Here is a 19,247-nt window from a genome sequence, read left to right as displayed (position 1 = left end):
GGTAGATATTCTTGATTGTCTATTACATGAATAATCCTGTTTTTGTAACTAATAAAAGTAGGGTGATAATGGAAACTGTATTGTTTACAAAATATTAATTGCCAAGTTTTATCTGGTATGTACTCTCAATCAAAGATAGTACATAAAATGCAAAGTGAACACTAATTAAAAAGAGTTACTAATATCATGATCCAACGTATAGGACGCTCTCATCAAGTCAGTCAACAGATAACTAAGTATTTGACTATATTAAAAGAGCAAGGTTTTAGCGGTGATTTAACCACTAGTTATGCTGAACGTTTATCAATGGCAACAGATAATAGTATCTATCAGCTCCTTCCTCAAGCGGTTGTCTATCCACGTTCGACTAGCGATGTTCAACTATTGGCAAAACTAGCTACGGATAAACAATTTCAGTCATTAACCTTTACGCCTCGAGGCGGTGGCACAGGGACCAATGGTCAGGCTTTGACTGAGGGTATTGTGGTTGATCTGTCGCGCTATATGCAAAAAATTTTGCAAATTGATGTGGCACAAAAATGGGTTAGGGTGGAAGCGGGTGTAATAAAAGATCAGCTTAATCAATTTTTGGCACCTTACGGTTATTTTTTCTCACCAGAATTATCAACCAGTAACCGAGCCACTTTGGGTGGCATGATTAATACTGATACATCAGGTCAAGGTTCATTAGTTTATGGTAAAACATCGGATCATGTACTGAGTATTAAAGCCGTTTTACTGGGTGGCGACGTATTAGAAACCTCTCCGATGCCAGTTGAGTCGGCGAAGCGTATTGCACAGCAGCAATCAACTATTGGCCGCATATATCGCACCGTTTATCAACATTGTCATCAGCAGCGACAACTAATTCTGGCTAAATTCCCGCGTTTAAATCGTTTTTTAACCGGTTATGATTTGCGTCATGTGTTTGACGATAGTATGACTCACTTTGATTTAACTCGAATTTTAACCGGCTCGGAAGGAACGCTGGCTTTCATTACCGAAGCTAAGCTAAATATTACTCCATTACCTAAAGTAAGACGATTAGTTAATATAAACTATGATTCATTTGATTCAGCGTTACGTAATGCACCGTTTATGGTGGCAGCTAATGCATTATCAGTAGAAACGGTGGATGCTAAAATCCTATCTTTAGCGCGTCAAGATATTATCTGGCAGTCAGTAAGTAAATTGGTTAACGATGTCGATGAAAAAAAATATCAGCATTAAATATTGTTGAATTTAGTGGGGATAATGAAGAAAAAATTAATCAGCAATTAACCCGCTTATGCTCGCAATTGGATAAGCTAAAGCAAGCAGGTAATTCTGGTATCCTTGGTTATCAGATATGCCATCATTTAGCAGATATTGAACGTATCTATACGATGAGAAAAAAAGCGGTTGGTCTATTGGCTAATACTAAAGGGTTAGCAAAGCCAATACCTTTCGTAGAGGATACTTGTGTGCCGCCAGAGCATTTAGCCGATTATATTGCTGAATTTCGTGCGTTGCTTGACCGTAATAATTTAGCTTATGGCATGTTTGGTCATGTTGATGCTGGAGTATTACACGTTCGCCCGGTAATGGATATGTGTGATCCTCAGCAAGAAGTATTAATGAAGCAAATTTCTGATCAAATTGTTCAACTTACGGCTAAATATGGCGGCTTATTATGGGGAGAACACGGCAAAGGTTTTCGCTCCAGCTATGGCCGACAATTTTTTGGTAACCAGCTTTATCAAATACTTTGTCACATTAAAACCGCGTTTGATCCCTTTAATCAATTAAATCCAGGAAAAATATGCTCATCGCTTAATGTAGAGCTTCCGTTAATACCGATCGATACAGTGAAAAGAGGAACTTATGATCGCATCATCCCGATTAATGTAAGGCAAACTTTTGAGCGTGTCATGGCATGTAACGGCAATGGTTTATGTTTTAATTTTGATGTTAATAGTCCAATGTGCCCTTCGATGAAAATATCACAACAACGCATTCATTCACCTAAAGGAAGGGCAACTTTAATGCGAGAGTGGTTAAGGTTACAGGTTAAGCATGGCATAAACCTAAAGTTATTTGCCGAGGATATCAAGAGTTATAAACTCTCTTGGTGGCAAAAAATAACACGCTTATACCATACCTTGCGAGCTAAGTGTGGACAATATGATTTTTCCCATGAAGTAAAAGAAGCGATGGCGGGCTGTTTAGCTTGTAAAGCATGTTCAACTCAATGCCCAGTTAAAATTGATGTTCCCACTTTTAGAGCAAAATTTTTAGCGCTCTATTATAGCCGCTATTTGCGACCAATCAGTGACTATGTTGTTGCCAGTATTGAATTGACTTTACCGTTAATGGCAAAGCATCCACGTTGGTTTAATTTTATCTTACAGCAAAAGTGGATACAAACTTTAAGTTACAAGGTGATTGGATTAACAGATTTTCCTCAACTTTCTACGCCCAGTTTACAACAACAATTGGCTGCGCATGCAGCATTATCACTGTCATTGTCGCAGTTAGAAAGTTTATCAGAAAAGATGCGCAGTCAATTTGTTTTTATCGTCCAAGACCCCTTTACTAGCTATTATGATGCTAAGGTGGTTGCTGATTTTATTCATTTAATTGAACGATTAGGTTATCGGCCGATATTATTGCCCTTTTTAGCTAATGGAAAAGCGTTACATATTAAGGGATATTTAACCCGTTTTGCCGAAACAGCACAAAAGACAGCGAATTTTCTTAACCGTTTAGCTAAATTATCAATTCCTATGGTCGGTATCGATCCAGCTCTAGTGCTCTGTTATCGCGATGAATATAATCAAATTCTCGGTAATAAACGTGGTGATTTTGAGGTTAAATTAGTTAATGAATGGCTGATAACAGCACTAGCGTCAAAGCCCGTATCGAAGTTAACAACTGAAAAATGGTATTTATTGGGGCACTGTACCGAAATGTCATTGCTCGCTGCTAGTGCTCAGCATTGGATTAAAATTTTTGCTCAATTCGGTTGTCAACTTATTAATGTGAATGTTGGCTGTTGCGGGATGGCAGGAACTTATGGTCATGAAGTTAAACATTTGGCAAATTCAAAGGGAATTTATGCCTTATCTTGGGGAAATCAATTACAAAAATTACCCCTAAAACGCTGTTTAGCAACTGGCTATTCCTGCCGTAGTCAAGTAAAGCGAATGGAGAAGGAATAATAAAACATCCATTACAAGCACTATTGGAGATTATTAAATGATTTGGCAACGTCCTTATACCCTCGAAGAAATTAATAGTTGGAGTAAAAACAGCATTTTATCCCATTTAGGTATTGTTATGCTAAGTATCAGCGATGATACCATTGAAGCAACAATGCCGGTTGATCAACGTACCATGCAACCGTTTGGATTATTACATGGTGGTGCTTCGGTGGTATTAGCTGAATCGTTAGGCTCGATAGCCGGTTATCTGTGTACTCAAGGTGAGCAAAAAGTGGTCGGTACTGAAATTAACGCTAGCCATATTAGGCCAGTATCTTCAGGCAAAGTGCGTGGCGTGTGTAGCGCGATCCATCTAGGGCGACGGCAACAAGTCTGGTCGATAAAAATTTTTGATGAACAATTAAAACTGAGCTGTATTTGCCGTTTGACAACCGCAATAATTTAATGGCGCGTGATTAAGAACAAAAGTAAATTTTTTTGCAACACTTTGGTTTTCACCTGAAACATTTATAAATTTGCTGGTTAATTTTATTTTTAATATATTTATCAGTGAATTAAAATAAATAATGAATTGAAAATTGTGAAATTATAGTAAAATAAATGCCACTTTTTGCTGAAAAAATATGCTAATGAAAATATCCTCTTAAAATAAATGGTTGAAGTGAGAAATGTTATCATTACCATATATAATATTAAGCAAAAAAAGTCTAGTTACTTACATAGTATAATATAGTGAAAATATTAGTTTAGTGAGGTCAATAATGGCAGAGCATGTTGATACTTTTTCTTTAAATGAAACAACCTGGCAGGGCCTTACCATGACCGATAAAGCGGCTGCTCAAATTCGTAAATTAATGAAAAAAAATCCTGATAGTCAGGGATTATCTCTTAATATCAAACAATCAGGCTGTGCAGGATTTGGTTATGTTATTGCATTGATTGATAATCCAACCAAAGAATATTTGCTGTTTGAAAATAATGGCGCCAAACTTTTTGTGCCTCTAAAAGCAATGCCATTTATTGATGGCACTGAGGTTGATTATGTTCGTGAGGGACTTAATCAAGTATTTAAATTTAATAATCCTAAAGCTCAGCACGCTTGTGGTTGTGGTGAAAGCTTTGGTATTTAAGCGAATTAAATTATGTCACAGCGTAATATAGAAATTGGTGATGATGTTCAACAATGGTTAGTGGAACATCGTTATAAAGAGGGGTTTTTCACTCAGGTTGCAACGGATGAATTAGCTAAAGGCCTCAATGAAGAGGTTATCAAAGCCATTTCAGCCAAACGTAATGAACCTGATTGGATGTTACAGTTTCGTTTAGAAGCTTATCAACATTGGTTGGGTATGGAAGAGCCACACTGGCTTAAAGGCTATTATCCTGATTTAAACTATCAGGAATATAGTTATTATGCAGCGCCATCCTGTAATAGTTGCGATGAAAATTGTCATGCTGAAATTGATTCATCAGCTGACGAGAGTAATACCCATAGCAATAATTATCTGACCGCAGAAGTTGAAGAAGCATTCAATAAACTAGGCGTGCCAGTACGTGAGGGCAAATCGGTTGCGGTAGATGCTATCTTTGACTCGGTTTCAGTTTCGACAACCTATCGTAGCGAATTAGCAAAACTGGGTATTATTTTTTGTTCTTTCGGTGAGGCAATCCAACAATATCCTGAATTAGTAAAAAAATATATCGGTACGGTTGTTTCTAATCGGGATAATTTTTTTGCTGCATTGAATTCTGCTGTCGCTTCTGATGGCACATTTGTTTATGTGCCAAAAGGTGTTCGTTGCCCGATGGAATTATCAACCTATTTTCGTATTAATGCGGCTAAGACAGGTCAGTTTGAGCGCACTATCTTGGTTGCTGATGAAGGCAGCTACGTTAGTTATATTGAGGGATGCTCTGCGCCAGTGCGAGAGAGTTATCAATTACATGCCGCTGTAGTTGAAGTTATTATTCATAAGGATGCTGAAGTAAAATATTCTACCGTACAAAACTGGTTTTCAGGGGGTGAAAGTGAAACTGGTGGAATTTTAAATTTTGTCACTAAACGCGCCTTATGTGAGGGAGAAAATGCCAAAATGTCCTGGACGCAGTCTGAAACAGGATCGGCAATTACTTGGAAATATCCCAGTGTTATTCTGCAAGGGGATAATTCAGTGGGCGAATTTTTTTCAGTTGCATTAACCAATGGTAATCAACAGGCTGATACCGGTACAAAAATGATCCATATTGGTAAGAATACGCATTCGACAATTATTTCCAAAGGAATTTCAGCTGGCCGCAGTCAAAATAGTTACCGCGGTTTAGTAAAGATTTTACCGACTGCAGAAAATGCCAGAAATTATACCCAATGTGATTCTATGTTAATTGGCACAGAATGTGGCGCGCATACCTTTCCTTATATCGAAGTAAAAAATAGTAGCGCTCAGTTAGAGCATGAAGCCACGACATCGCGTATTGGTGAAGATCAACTTTTTTATTGTTTACAACGTGGCATTAGTGAGGATGACGCCATTTCCATGATAGTAAATGGTTTCTGTAAAGATGTTTTTTCTAAATTACCGTTAGAGTTTGCCGTAGAAGCGCAAAAATTGTTAGCAATTAGCTTGGAACATAGTGTGGGTTAATAGTTCCTATTAAAAGAATACTAAGTTATTCAAAGGCCAATGAAATGTTAAGTGTTAAAAATTTAAATGTCAGTATTGAAGGTAATCAAATTCTTAACGGATTAAACCTAGAAGTAAAAGCGGGTGAAGTACATGCCATCATGGGGCCTAATGGATCAGGCAAGAGTACTTTATCAGCCACACTAGCGGGACGTGAAGAATATCAAATAGAGCAGGGTGAAATTTTATTCAAAAATAAAAATTTACTTGAGTTATCGCCGGAAGAACGCGCAGGCGAAGGTATATTTTTAGCCTTTCAGTATCCAGTGGAAATTCCTGGCGTAAGTAATCAATTTTTTTTACAAACTTCCGTTAATGCAGTTAGAGAGTACCGTCAGCAGCCGCCACTCGATAGGTTTGATTTTCAGGATTTTATTGAAGATAAAATTGAACTGCTTGATATGCCGAAAGATTTACTGACTCGATCGGTTAATGTCGGTTTTTCGGGCGGTGAAAAAAAACGCAATGATATTTTACAGATGGCAGCGTTAGAGCCCGCATTATGTATTTTAGATGAAACAGACTCGGGTCTTGATATTGATGCTCTGAAAGTAGTGGCTAATGGCGTGAATTCCCTACGTACCGCTGAAAGAGCATTTATCATCGTTACTCACTATCAGCGTATTTTGGATTATGTGCAGCCTGATTTTGTTCATGTTCTCCATCAAGGTAAAATTATTGAATCAGGTGATTTTACATTGGCCAAAAAACTGGAGGTACAAGGCTATGGCTGGCTTATTGACCAACAGTGAAAAAGCAGAAAAACAGCGTCAAGTCACCCTATTAAATAAACAGGCGCTAAAAAGTTTTGCGGCACTTTTTTATGCCAGCAAAAGAGCGAACGAAAAACAAGCTCAGGCCTATTGGCAGCAGGTAGAAAAAATTGGTTTTCCGTTCTTTCGCCATGAAGAGTGGCACTATACGCCATTGGCAAAAGTACTTAGCGCTCAATACCAATTAAGTAATGATAGCGTTAATCCAATGACGTCTGAGCAATTAAGACAGCTGGCTATTGCCACTGATGGTTGGCAAATTGTTTTGTTTAATGGATGGCTTATTCCAACACTCAGTAGTGATAACTTTGGTCCTTATCAAATTCAAATGATAGATACGCTGGCACAGCCTCAGACGCCTATTGTGAACGATGAAATATTTCTCTATTTAACTGAAAGTCTTGCCGCTCAGCCCCTATTGATTAAGCTGGCCGCTAATCAACAGGTAGAAAAACCGCTTTATATATTGAATATTACCTCTGGTTCAAACCGTGCTGATTATGTTAATACTAGTCACTATCGCTATCATTTAGAAATTGGCGCTAATTGCAAATCGCAAGTTATTGAACATTTTGTTTCTATCGATGATAAACCGCATCTAACCGGCAGCCGCTTAACCGCTAATATTGGTGATAATAGTCATTTCAGTCATATTAAACTTAGCGTCGAAAACAATCAAAGTAACCACTTTGCTCATAATGACATTTTGTCAGGGCGAGATAGTCAAATAAAAAGTAGCGGTATTTTTATCGGTTCAGCATTACTTCGCCATCATACCAGCGTGAAGTTAAATGGTGCAGGTAGCAGACTAGCGCTTAATAGCTTATTGTTGCCACAAAATAGGGAAATTGTTGATAGCAGGACTTATCTTGAACATAATCAGCCATTTTGTAAAAGTCGACAGTTACATAAAACGATTGCGCAGGATGAAAGTAAAGCTGTTTTTAATGGTATGATTAAAGTTGCACCACCGGCACTTAAAACTGATGGTCAAATGACAAATAACAATTTGTTATTAGGTAAATATGCAGAAATTGATACCAAACCACAATTAGAAATTTATGCTGATGATGTCAAGTGTAGTCATGGTGCTACAGTAGGCCGTATTGATGATGAACAGCTGTTTTATTTACGTTCACGGGGTATTCATCTCAATGATGCAAAACATATGATCATGGTTGCTTTTGCGGCTGAAGTCATTGAAGCTATTGATAATGAAGAGATAAGTAATAAGGTAATGGATATTATTCAGCAGCGCTTAGCAGGAATTTAATATGACATTTTCAGTGGCCTCCATTCGCAAAGATTTTCCTATGCTGGCAGAAAAAATCAAGGGTCAACCGTTGGTTTATTTGGATAGTGCTGCTAGTGCGCAAAAACCGATACAAGTAATTGAAAAAGAAAAAGAGTTTCTTTGTCATCACTATGCGGCGGTACACCGAGGGATCCACAGCTTAAGCAGTAAAGCAACTGCGATGGTGGAAAATGTTCGCCAGCAAGTCGCTGATTTTATTCATGCAGCTAATGCTGAAGAAATTGTTTTTGTTAAAGGAACAACAGAAGGCATAAATTTAATTGCTAATAGTTATGGCCGTGGGTTTATCAAACCAGGCGATAATATTATTATTAGCCAAATGGAACATCACGCGAACATCGTTCCTTGGCACCTGCTTGCTGGCCAGATAGGTTTTGATATTCGTATATTACCTATTGATCATGATGGAAAATTAATTTTTGAACAATTGGATAAGCTAATCGATGGCCGGACTCGATTACTCTCTTTTACTCATATGTCCAATGTTTTGGGAACTGTTAACCCAGTAAAACAGATTATTGCCTATGCTCGCCAATGTGCAGAAAAAAAAGCAGCGCAATTGCATATTTTACTTGATGGTGCCCAAAGCATTATGCATCAAATGATTGATGTCCAAGATTTAGATTGTGATTTTTATGTTTTTTCCGGCCATAAACTGTATGGACCTACCGGAATAGGTGTTTTATATGGTAGAAAAGCATTATTAAATGCTTTACCGCCTTGGCAAGGTGGTGGAGCCATGATTGATAAAGTCTGTATGACGTTAGCTGAGCACTCAAAAATCAATATTAGCTATGAAAAGGTGCCATGGCGATTCGAAGCAGGCACGCCAAATATTGTTGGCATTATTGGCTTAGGTGAGGCATTACGTTATGTTAATAATATTGGTTATGACCAAATATTGGCTCATGAAACTACATTAATGCAGTATGCTAACCATCGTTTGAGTATGGTAAATTCTTTGCGTCTTTACGGTTCAGAGGAACGCCAAGGGGTTATTGCCTTTAATTTAGGTGATCATCATGCTTATGATGTCGGTAGTTTTTTAGATAATTATGCTATTGCTATACGAACAGGTCACCATTGTGCGTTGCCATTGATGGATTTGTATCAAGTACCAGCTATGTGCCGTGCTTCGCTAGCGGTTTATACTACTAAAGAAGAAATTGATATTTTGGTTGAAAAACTACAACATATTGAAAAATTACTGGGTTAATCTGTTTTAAAGTACATATAAGGGTAGAATGATGTCAGCCTTACCTGATGAGAATAAATTGTTGCGTAATTTTTCACGTTGTCAAAACTGGGAAGAGCGATATCTTTATTTAATTGAATTAGGGGAAAAATTATTACCGCTAAGTGATCAACAAAAACAAGTAAAAAACCAGGTCTCAGGTTGTCAAAGCCAGGTTTGGATTGTTATGCAACCCGATAGTAACGGTCGGATTCAATTTGCGGGTGACAGCGATGCGGCTATAGTTAAGGGATTGATTGCACTAGTAATAATTATTTTCCAAAATAAAACAGGACAACAAATTTTGACGACAGATAGTAAAACTTTTTTCCAAAAGTTGTCATTGGAGCAGCATTTAACGCCATCAAGAAGCCAGGGATTGCATGCTATGATCAGAACAATCCACCAGCGAGCCGAAAAAATTATCCAATCAAGCACTTAAACATTTAGTTAACTACTGATATTATTAAAGTGACGCTTATTCATCCGATAAACTTTGTACGTTCCTTAGGAGGAAAAAGTATGAAGAGAATTCTATTATTTATCGGCTTGTTGTTTTTAAGCGGGCTGACTGTCAATGTCAGTGCTGCTGAATACTCCTTGCCATCCACTACAGCACGTTTAATTGGGGAAAATAGTCATTATGTGGTGCCTAATGATGGGCGTCCACTGGAAGCTATTGCAAGTGAATTTCAGATAGGTTTACTTGGTATGTTGGAAGCTAATCCAGGTACTGACCCTTACTTACCTAAAGCCGGTATGACATTGATTATTCCATCGCAAATGTTATTACCAGCAACTAAACGTGATGGAATCATTGTTAATTTAGCTGAATTGCGACTGTATTATTTTCCTAAAGGAAGCAATAAAGTCATTGTTTACCCTATTGGTATCGGCCAATTGGGTGCTAACACGCCTAAAATGGTGACAACTGTTAGTCAATTGATTAAAAATCCAACTTGGACGCCGACAGCGAATATCCGTAAACGTTATGCTGCCGATGGCGTTATTTTGCCGGCAGTATTTCCAGCAGGGCCTGATAATCCAATGGGGCTGTATGCCTTGCGATTATCTTACGGTAAGGGACAATATCTGATCCATGGTACTAATGCTAATTTTGGTATTGGATTACGGGTTAGTTCCGGCTGTATACGTTTAAGACCTGAGGATATAGAAGCATTATTTTACTCTATACCAGTAGGAACACGAGTACAGGTAATTAATGAACCCATTAAGTACGCTAAAGAGCCTGATGGAAGCTATTACATCGAAGTTCATCAACCGTTATCTAAAAGGGAGTCTGATGACCCGCAAACGATGCCATTAATTTATAGCAATGAGTTTAAGGCATTTTTGCAACAACCTGGCATTGATCAGAAATTAGTTGCTCAAGCAGTAGCACGCCGTTCAGGAATGCCAGTAAAGGTAAATAAGACATAAATTAATATTAGATGGCGATGCATAGGAGTAGATTTGCTATTTTTTATAAAAACTAGTGAATTAATAAATAATCAAATAATGGTATTATTAAAAATTAGTTGTATGTAATAAATAATAAGGCACCCAATGGGTGCCTTATTAATATATCGAGTGATCCGTTAAATACAATTGGATTACTTTTTATATCTACGAACTTGATTATCCAAACGTTGATTAGCACGAGCAGCTTCATCTTTAGCAGTCTGAACATCACTACGTAATGACTGAACGTCATTTGATAGTTGATCGACTTTACCGTTTAACGTTTGAACATCTGAGGACAGTTTGTTAATTTGGCTACTGTTTGAACAGCCTGCTAACAACGCAGAAGCCAGAACGATAGAGCCCAGTACAACTTTAGTACGATTCATTATATTACCCTCTAGATTTAGTTAATCTCCAAGTAGCAAGGTAAGTATTACACATTCCTGGCAAAACAGAGAATAAATTTCTGTCTCTAACTTTGAATTATTAGATCTTTTTCAAATTCAGGCAGAATACTTACTTATTCTTATGCTAGTACTTAATTAGAATATTTTCTACTTAAAATCTGACAAGTTGTTTAATAAAATTAAGAAAAGAGAATAAATTTGTTTATTTTTTGTTCATTTTGCTTGCGTAGGGGCATTTTAAAATTATCTCATTGGGTTATTTTGACAAATATTTTTACCACTGATATAAAATAAAATTAATGCGATAACAGTTATTTTTTAAATAACATGCGGATTAAGATCTTTTTTAGCTGGAAATATTAGTTTTGGGTTAATAGAATGGGTTTTAAATAAATACTCAATGGCAAAAGTAGCTAATGGCCTTTTCGATTATAAATTACCAATATTAGATATTTGCCATCTAATATTTCTTTATTAAAAAAAGAAAAAATAAATTCCCCGCTATTTTATTCAGAGGAATTTATTTTTGTTAACAGAATTATAAAATATGAACAGATGAGGTATTTGTCGTGCCACTTGGCACTAATGCACCTGAAACCATAACAACAACATCACCTTTTTCGGCCATATTATTTGTTAAAGCAACCTGTTTACCAATACGATAGAAATCGTCTGTAGAGGCAATTTCTTTTACTAATTGCGGAATAACGCCTTTAACTAATAATAATTGACGGGCAGTTTCTTCATTGGTTGTTAAAGCAAGGATCGGGGCTGTTGGAAAATATTTACGTACTGATTTTGCTGATTTACCGCCGTAGGTTGCTACAATAATCAATTGCGAGTTTAACTTTTCCGCCATTTCAACTGCACCGCGGCAAACCGCTTCAGTAATACGTAATTTTTGGTTTATTTTGCTATCATCAATGCGGCTTGGCATAACCCGATCGGTACGAACGCAAATAGTCGCCATAATTTTTACTGCTTCGATAGGATATTTTCCTTTCGCGCTTTCGCCAGATAGCATAACCGCATCAGTACCGTCCAAAATAGCATTGGCAACATCACCGGCTTCGGCACGAGTAGGCCGAGGGTTTTTGATCATCGAATCTAACATTTGGGTGGCAGTAATGACAATTTTACGAGCAGCAACGCATTTTTCGATCATCATCTTTTGTGCAAAAATAACTTCTTCGACCGGGATCTCGACGCCAAGATCACCGCGAGCCACCATAATCCCATCAGAGGCCTCTAAAATTTCATCGAAGTTGTTTAACCCTTCTTGATTTTCAATTTTAGCAATGATTTGGATATTTTTACCACCATGCTGCGCTAGGTGGTCGCGGATTTCTTCTACATCAGCGCGTTTGCGGATAAAGGAAGCAGCAACAAAATCAACGCCTTGCTGACAACCAAAAACGAGATCTTGTTTATCTTTTTCTGCCAGGGCGGGCAAGCCTATCGATACACCTGGTAAATTAACGCCTTTATTTTCACCTAAATCGCCATTATTAAGTACCCGACAGATGACATCACTAGCGGTAACAGATAAAACTTCCATACCGATTAAGCCATCATCAACCAGGATAGTGTTACCAGGCTTAAGATCATTAGGTAAACCTGCGTAGGTTACAGCAACACGCTCCTGATTACCTATCACTGATGTGTCGGTTGTAAAGGTAAAATTTTGTCCAGCGGTTAGCGATACATCCTTGCCGTCTTCAAGCCGCATTGTGCGGATCTCTGGCCCTTTGGTATCTAATAATATAGCGGCCTGATGGTTTTTTTGGCGACAGACGGCACGAAGATTTTTAATGCGTTGACCATGTTCTTCATGATCACCATGGGAGAAATTTAGTCGCATGACATTCATGCCAGCATTCAGCAATTGTAACAGTTTTTCTTCAGATTCAGTTTTGGGGCCGATAGTACAAACAATTTTGGTTTTTTTCATGACAATTAATCTACAGGTTTTATAGCAGTATTTTATGAATTAATTGCGGTGTTTATATCAGTTTTTGCCTTGATATAGGTTATACGCCGTAACAAATAGCTAAAAATCCACTGGTATTTAATAAAGATAAAGCAAGTGGCTCAAGTATAAATATCATGCGTTATTATTGCAACTAGCCGCTTATTAATCCGCTGCATCATTAAATAATATATAACGCATAATGATATTTGTAGTTAGCACTATTCATGCTATCAACGTAAGAGCAATATAAACATAAGCTAATTGTCAGGATGTTCGCTAGAAAATAATAGCGTCGGTAAATTTTATCTGAAATGATAAAATTTGACTGAAAATATTCAGCAAAGCTAACTGTTTATTTATATACTCAACAGGGAATAATGTCATTTCATTTTAAATAAAATTGAATATTTGATATTTAATTCTATTAAATTGTGTTTTGGTAAATAATTATAGAAGATTTAAGGGGAATATTCATGTTTAGACAAGTTATTCATAACTATCCGCAAAGCAATATAACCACGATTCAGATTGGTGAAGTAGATGATATTACTATTTCCTCATCACGCCCAATGAATTCTCACTTGGCACAGCAAATTCGACATGTCAGTAATAATCATATCGATAGGCCGTCGGCTATGATGAGTAGTGGACTGGAATCGAGTGCTGCACAATCGACTAGTGCAAATCGCCTAACGGTCTCAATGCAATGCACTAATATTAGCTCAGAAGATGTGCAGCTAGTACCTAATATGGCCTTAAATATGACTGAATGCGTTGATCCCAATATTTCGCTGTATACGCAGTCAGAGACTTTTAATATTGAAAGAAATATTGTTAATTATGGTGTTTCATCTCTTAGTGAACTTAATTATGGGTTACCTGAATTAGAAAGGGCTTCTAGCGAACAAATTCGGGATCTCAGAGAATATATTAATCAATTAGATCGTGGGCAAGTCGCTCAGCCAGTAGCAGAAAATGAACTTTCACCGTTGCATGCTGAAGAAAATGGTATAAATTCGACTCTCAATGTTGAAGTCTTTAATAGATTGCTGGCACAAAGAGAACAAGAGGATTTTTATGACTCAAATATTGATAATATAAGAGCTGCAGAACGTAGAGCCGCTGAAGGTCGAGCTGTTGAGAGTGAAGAATTAATAATAAACCGGGATTTGGCCCCGTTTGCAGAAGTCGAAATGGTAGGAGGCAATTTGTCTGGCTGGGAGGAGAACTTTATCCCCATTGAGAAGGCACCTAATGGGCGACATTCATTATCATCAGTGGTGGGTTCGTCTGAAAGGCTAAGTCAAAACAGCGCTGAAAGCATTTCTTCAGCTAGAGCGCCCATGGAAGGGGATGATCCATCAATTAACGGATAAATAAACGAAGAATTAAGAGAAAATTAACAATTGAAAAGCAACTAGATTAATAACAAATTATCCGTATTTTACTCATAGTGCCATAGATTGTAATTTAGGATGTTATTTGGATATTAATTATGGCATTGCAGTTAGTGAGAATACTCAATAACAGCCATAGCTAAGCGTCTGTTATGGCTGTTTAACTTCTTAACGCTGTTTTAAATCAAATTCGATAAATTATTGCAATAAATTTTGTTCGACAAATTGCCAGTTAACCAGTGACCAAAAGTTGGTCAAATATTCTGCTCGTACATTACGATAATCTATATAGTAAGCATGTTCCCAGATATCGACAGTCAGCAATGGTTTATCGTTACCGGTAAGGGGTGTTGCAGCATTTGAAGTATTGACGATGGAAAGCTTTCCATTTGCTTGATGGTTAGGAATCTCAATCAATACAGTAAGGCATTAATGGAGGTGTTTTGAACTTAATATTTCTATTAAATTCTGACAGTTTTCTCGTTGATTAACCATGAGAACAGTAATTCGGTTAAATTATCATCTAAAAGCCTAATAATAGGCACACTGCTCCTAGGCTGCGGTTTGTAACCATCGTTTTTTGACCATTTTATCCCGCCTTTCTGACAGTAAAGTGACGGCGTGTATTCCTTTTTCCGCACTCATAAACCGCAATCGGTTTCCACATAAAATACATTGGTACGGGTCAGTATTTAAAAAACCTTTGATAAGGGTGTCACCGATCATGCAAAACTGATCCACTAACGATCATCTAAAACTGATCCACTTGGTATTATTCGCACATTTTTGTACGGATAATTTATGTTAACCAAGGAGATATTTGTGGATATTCATGTTCGCTTTGCACAAGGACAAAGCCTTCGAAAAATTGCCAGTGAGTTGGGTATATCCCGTAACACCGTAAAACATCATTTACAACAACAGACAATGCCAACTTATGCTAAAAGAAGTCAACAACCGACTAAATTATCCCCCTTTAAACCTTATTTGCTTCAGCGAATTGAACTGGCTAAACCTGATTGGATCCCTGCAACAGTCTTATTTGATGAGGTAGTTGAAAACGGCTATCAAGGTGGTATTGCTCAATTACGCCGATTTGTTTGTCAATTTAAACCAAGCATTGTTCCCGAAGTAGTCGTCCGTTTTGAAACACAGCCAGGTCAACAAATGCAAATCGACTTCACCAGCATCCGGCGAGGTAAAAAATCGCTGAAAGCGTTTGTTGCAACGCTAGGCTATTCGCGTGCGAGTTATGTAAAGTTCTTTGATAATGAACGAGCAGAATCGTGGCAGCAAGGTTTAAGAGAAGCTTTCGACTACTTTGGTGGTGTACCACAGGAAGTATTGTGTGATAACGCAAAATCCCTCATCATCGAACGGGATGCTTATGCAGAAGGTGATCATAAATTACATGTCGAAATGCTTCAAATGTCGAAAGATTACGGGTTTAAATTGAAGGCTTGCAAGCCCTACAGGGCAAAAACGAAAGGGAAAGTAGAGCGCTTTAACCACTATTTAAAAAACAGCTTTATCGTGCCATTAAACACCGACCTTCGTGCTCATAATCTTGAACTGGATATTGAAATAGCTAATGCAAAAGTGGGTCCATGGTTACAACGCGTTGCCCATCAGCGAATTCATGGAACAACGTTAGAGAAGCCAGCAGATAGATTAGCTAAGGAAGTTAAGTCTCTTCTACCCTTACCAGCAAGGGTTTGCCAATCTATCCCACAGACTAATACGCTTAATATCCCTATCGTACCGCCCCTTGAATCTGTCAGTTTGCAACACTCAATCAGCGTATACGAAGCATTACTGGGAGGGACATGAACATGTTATTGCATGAACAAATTGAACACCTGTGTGAGTCATTGAAATTAAATTCTATTCCGACTCATTGGTCATCACTTGCCGAAAAATGCATTGCCCAAGACAAAAGCTACGGAGAGTTTTTACTGTCCCTGTTAAAATGTGAGCAACAACAACGAGATGAACGAACTCGTAATCTTTTGAGTCGGATGGCAGGATTCCCAGCACATAAAGAACTTAATACGTTCGATTTTAAGTTTGCAACGGGGATCCCCAAACAACACATACAGGAATTAAGCGCATTAACGTTTATTGAACGTAATGAAAATGTCGTGTTGCTTGGCCCAAGCGGTGTAGGCAAAACGCATTTAGCTATTGGGTTAGGATTAAAAGCAGTACAGGCCAAGAAGAAAACCCGCTTTACCACGGCAGCTGAACTGATGTTGCAACTCTCAACTGCCAAACGACAAAATAAGCTCAAACAATATCTATCACGTTCGGTGATGGCCCCGAAGTTGTTGATTATCGATGAGATTGGATACCTGCCGTTTGGGCGAGAAGAAGCAAACCTGTTTTTCAATGTGATTGCCAAGCGTTATGAGCATGGCAGTGTCATATTGACGAGTAACCTATCATTTGGGCAATGGCCAAGTGCTTTTGCTGATGACGCAACATTAACTGCCGCTATGCTTGATCGTTTACTTCATCATTCGCATGTACTGCAATTAAGCGGTGAAAGCTACCGATTGAAAGATAAGCGGCGCTCAGGAGCAATAACTGAGTAAAACAGTGGATCAATTTTGATTGATCGGATTTAGATAAAAAGTGGATCAGTTTTCGGTGATCGTTGACATCAGTATTTAAAAAACCTTTGATAAGGGCCCCAAACCCAGGTTTTTCAGGCACATTAGGAGATATCATGTCTAACGCCTCATACACCTTCGGTAATAAGCACCCGCGTTTGCGATTGGCTAAAAAACCGTAATAACGGATCATCTTAAAATGTCGCGCAGGGATATGACTGACATAACGCCGTATCATTTCTTCTTGGGATAAGGTCTGTCGTCTGTATTGTTGGCTGTGGTGGTCATAGTAATGATGAACCACGGTGCCGCCGCTGTAGTGTTTCAATTGAGAAGCGGAGATAGGGGGACGTTTAAGATAACGGCCCAGATATTTCACATTATGCCAGGCCCCGCGTGTCTTTTTGGCAAAATGTACTTTCCAATAACGTTGAAACTGGGCATTGAGGTAACGGCACCAGGTCTGATAATTGCGAATGTGCCCGAAGCCAGGCAATTTATTGGGTTGTAACTGAAAATAGTTATCCCTAAGGAGTCGAATGACCGCACTGCGCCAGACCTTTTCAACGTCTTTCTTTTTAAAGAAAATCGGTTTCCAGGTGTCATATTGAGTGAGTCCCCCACGCGTGACGGATAAATGAATATGCGGATGTTGATTGAGTTGGCGACCGTAAGTATGCAGCGCACAAAAAATGCCAATTTCGAGGCCTTGGCGCTTGGCGTGTTTGAGCATGGCGCGGGTTGCACAGCGAAAGAGTTGGTTGAGCAAGTACCAGTTATTGTTAAAAAAAGGCCAAAGTAGGTGAGGCATAGTGAGGGTAATATGTTGCCATTCGCAATCCGGCAAAATATGGCGCTGCTGGGCAATCCACTGTTCGGTGCCTTTGAGGCCACACGCACTGCAGGCTTTGGATTTACAGGTTTGACAAAAGAAGCGTGAATGAGAGCATTCAGGTGAAGAACAGCAATAACGGCGAACGCCCATAGCGCAGGTGCTGCAGGCGAGCATCTTTTCGACAGAGAGTAGTTGCCATTCATCCACGTAATTATTTTCGATGAAAAGGTTCCATCCGTCATCGTATTGAAATAGCAGTTTTGCAGGTCTGGGGATGTACATAGAGCAGAGTATAAAAGACGAGAAGGGAATTGCCTAGAAATAGAGCGCCTTTGCCGCGATGCTCACGCCAAAGGCGTGCTTATGTTCTTTGACTAACCACGTCCAGCCTGAACCAAAGTTTTTAATCGCCGCATCGGTAAATTGTTTCTTAAATTTTTCAAATTCCTCAAAATTTTGATTAATGGCCTCAGCTATTTTACCTGTTGGTTCGCCACCGGCATTAGGCGCTAAACAATGCCAATAAAAGGTATGATTCCAAACTTGGGCAGCATTATTAAAAATTCCTCCTTGTGCAGTTTTTATAATTTCTTCTAATGTTTTCCCCGCAAAGTTAGTGTCTTTAATTAAATTATTTAGATTATTGACATAAGTGCTATGGTGTTTGCCATAATGGTATTCTAACGTTTCCTGAGAAATATGGGGCTCTAAGGCATTTTTAGCATAAGGTAATGACGGTAATTGGAAAGACATTGCAGACTCCTTTTTTTATCTTGCGCAACCAGTTGAAAATACAAAATATAACCGTATTGAAATTATCATTTTTATATAGATAACATACTAATTATACTAAGACGTTTTATTAAATATGTTTGAAACATAATAAAGATAGCAGCGAAGGGTTATCAAGTATTGATAGAAAATGGTATTCTTAATCAATGTTATGTTCGCGTAGTGCAAAATAATAAATTTAGTTTTTTAAGGAAGTGACAATGACGACAATAGAAAAAATTGAACGCCAGATAAAAGAGAATCCAATTCTTTTATACATGAAAGGCTCACCTAAATTTCCAAGCTGTGGTTTTTCAGCTCAGGCGGTTCAAGCCCTTTCTGCTTGTGGTGAGCGTTTTGCTTATGTAGATATTTTGCAAAACCCTGATATTCGCAGTGAGTTACCTAAGTATGCCAATTGGCCAACATTTCCTCAGTTATGGATTGAAGGTGAGCTAATTGGCGGTTGTGATATTATTATTGAAATGTATCAGCAGGGTGAATTGCAGAAATTGATCACTGCAACTGCCGATAAATATCGCACTTCAGAACAACCAGGTGCTGAATAGATAAATAATTTTAT

The 19,247-nt window shown here is 38.2% G+C and carries 14 protein-coding genes and 5 pseudogenes; 13 read left to right on the top strand and 6 right to left on the bottom strand.

Annotated elements, in window-relative coordinates:
- Nucleotides 1-186 precede the first annotated feature (186 nt).
- The 9 genes and pseudogenes from ydiJ (at nucleotide 187) to ArsFIN_RS10205 (ending at nucleotide 10,646) form a co-directional block, all read left to right on the top strand.
- Nucleotides 187-3,241: pseudogene (ydiJ, locus tag ArsFIN_RS10245) on the top strand (D-2-hydroxyglutarate dehydrogenase YdiJ).
- Nucleotides 3,238-3,648 (top strand): hotdog fold thioesterase, encoded by a 411-nt coding sequence (locus ArsFIN_RS10240; RefSeq protein ID WP_026822827.1) that lies wholly within the window; start codon nucleotides 3,238-3,240, stop codon nucleotides 3,646-3,648. The pseudogene ydiJ and the gene ArsFIN_RS10240 overlap by 4 nt, the downstream one beginning before the upstream one ends.
- Before the next feature lie 316 nt (nucleotides 3,649-3,964).
- Nucleotides 3,965-4,333, top strand: coding sequence for a Fe-S cluster assembly scaffold SufA (gene sufA, locus ArsFIN_RS10235; protein WP_026822826.1), 369 nt, complete (start codon nucleotides 3,965-3,967; stop codon nucleotides 4,331-4,333).
- Nucleotides 4,334-4,345: 12 nt separating this feature from the next.
- Nucleotides 4,346-5,845 carry a Fe-S cluster assembly protein SufB gene (gene sufB, locus ArsFIN_RS10230; RefSeq protein WP_026822825.1) on the top strand — a complete coding sequence of 500 codons (1,500 nt, stop codon included), beginning with the start codon at nucleotides 4,346-4,348 and terminating at the stop codon, nucleotides 5,843-5,845.
- A gap of 44 nt (nucleotides 5,846-5,889) precedes the next feature.
- Nucleotides 5,890-6,636 carry a Fe-S cluster assembly ATPase SufC gene (gene sufC / locus ArsFIN_RS10225; RefSeq protein ID WP_026822824.1) on the top strand — a complete coding sequence of 249 codons (747 nt, stop codon included), beginning with the start codon at nucleotides 5,890-5,892 and terminating at the stop codon, nucleotides 6,634-6,636.
- A complete protein-coding gene (gene sufD, locus ArsFIN_RS10220; protein WP_026822823.1) occupies nucleotides 6,611-7,930 on the top strand; it encodes a Fe-S cluster assembly protein SufD in 1,320 nt (439 codons plus the stop codon). The genes sufC and sufD overlap by 26 nt, the downstream gene beginning before the upstream one ends.
- Before the next feature lies 1 nt (nucleotide 7,931).
- A complete protein-coding gene (gene sufS, locus ArsFIN_RS10215) occupies nucleotides 7,932-9,188 on the top strand; it encodes a cysteine desulfurase SufS (protein WP_026822822.1) in 1,257 nt (418 codons plus the stop codon).
- A 31-nt stretch (nucleotides 9,189-9,219) separates the two neighbouring features.
- On the top strand, nucleotides 9,220-9,648 hold the full coding sequence (sufE, locus tag ArsFIN_RS10210; protein WP_026822821.1) for a cysteine desulfuration protein SufE: 429 nt from the start codon (nucleotides 9,220-9,222) through the stop codon (nucleotides 9,646-9,648).
- An 80-nt stretch (nucleotides 9,649-9,728) separates the two neighbouring features.
- On the top strand, nucleotides 9,729-10,646 hold the full coding sequence (locus ArsFIN_RS10205; RefSeq protein ID WP_034249620.1) for a L,D-transpeptidase family protein: 918 nt from the start codon (nucleotides 9,729-9,731) through the stop codon (nucleotides 10,644-10,646).
- 173 nt (nucleotides 10,647-10,819) lie between these two features.
- Here ArsFIN_RS10205 and ArsFIN_RS10200 read toward each other — a convergent pair whose 3' ends face one another.
- Nucleotides 10,820-11,056: a major outer membrane lipoprotein gene (locus ArsFIN_RS10200; RefSeq protein WP_026822820.1), complete on the bottom strand. Its 237-nt coding sequence runs from the start codon at nucleotides 11,054-11,056 to the stop codon at nucleotides 10,820-10,822.
- A 559-nt stretch (nucleotides 11,057-11,615) separates the two neighbouring features.
- A complete protein-coding gene (pykF, locus tag ArsFIN_RS10195; protein ID WP_026822819.1) occupies nucleotides 11,616-13,028 on the bottom strand; it encodes a pyruvate kinase PykF in 1,413 nt (470 codons plus the stop codon).
- 494 nt (nucleotides 13,029-13,522) lie between these two features.
- Here pykF and ArsFIN_RS10190 point away from each other — a divergent pair, with 494 nt between their 5' ends.
- Nucleotides 13,523-14,425, top strand: a complete 903-nt coding sequence (locus tag ArsFIN_RS10190) for a hypothetical protein (RefSeq protein WP_026822818.1) — start codon at nucleotides 13,523-13,525, stop codon at nucleotides 14,423-14,425.
- A gap of 219 nt (nucleotides 14,426-14,644) precedes the next feature.
- Here ArsFIN_RS10190 and ArsFIN_RS10185 read toward each other — a convergent pair.
- Both ArsFIN_RS10185 and ArsFIN_RS26320 read right to left on the bottom strand, forming a co-directional pair.
- A pseudogene (locus ArsFIN_RS10185) lies at nucleotides 14,645-14,842 on the bottom strand (Fe-Mn family superoxide dismutase); the annotation flags it as partial.
- 156 nt (nucleotides 14,843-14,998) lie between these two features.
- A pseudogene (locus tag ArsFIN_RS26320) lies at nucleotides 14,999-15,157 on the bottom strand (IS91 family transposase); the annotation flags it as partial.
- 90 nt (nucleotides 15,158-15,247) lie between these two features.
- Between ArsFIN_RS26320 and istA the strand changes: the two are divergent.
- On the top strand, nucleotides 15,248-16,276 hold the full coding sequence (gene istA, locus ArsFIN_RS10180; protein WP_135677697.1) for an IS21 family transposase: 1,029 nt from the start codon (nucleotides 15,248-15,250) through the stop codon (nucleotides 16,274-16,276).
- Nucleotides 16,273-17,040, top strand: a complete 768-nt coding sequence (istB, locus tag ArsFIN_RS10175; protein ID WP_167876683.1) for an IS21-like element helper ATPase IstB — start codon at nucleotides 16,273-16,275, stop codon at nucleotides 17,038-17,040. Before istA ends, istB begins: the two co-directional genes overlap by 4 nt.
- 67 nt (nucleotides 17,041-17,107) lie before the next feature.
- On the opposite strand, the pseudogene ArsFIN_RS10170 reads toward istB, so the two are convergent.
- A pseudogene (locus ArsFIN_RS10170) lies at nucleotides 17,108-18,175 on the bottom strand (IS91 family transposase); the annotation flags it as partial.
- 87 nt (nucleotides 18,176-18,262) lie between these two features.
- Nucleotides 18,263-18,646, bottom strand: a pseudogene (locus ArsFIN_RS10165) (Fe-Mn family superoxide dismutase); the annotation flags it as partial.
- A 239-nt stretch (nucleotides 18,647-18,885) separates the two neighbouring features.
- On the opposite strand from ArsFIN_RS10165, the gene ArsFIN_RS10160 reads away from it, so the two are divergent.
- Complete coding sequence (locus tag ArsFIN_RS10160) at nucleotides 18,886-19,233, top strand: Grx4 family monothiol glutaredoxin (RefSeq protein WP_026823663.1); 348 nt, start codon at nucleotides 18,886-18,888, stop codon at nucleotides 19,231-19,233.
- The last annotated feature ends 14 nt before the right edge of the window (nucleotides 19,234-19,247 follow it).

The organism is Arsenophonus nasoniae (assembly GCF_004768525.1).
In the GTDB taxonomy this organism is placed as follows: domain Bacteria; phylum Pseudomonadota; class Gammaproteobacteria; order Enterobacterales; family Enterobacteriaceae; genus Arsenophonus; species Arsenophonus nasoniae.
This window is presented reverse-complemented; position numbering and strand designations above follow the sequence as displayed.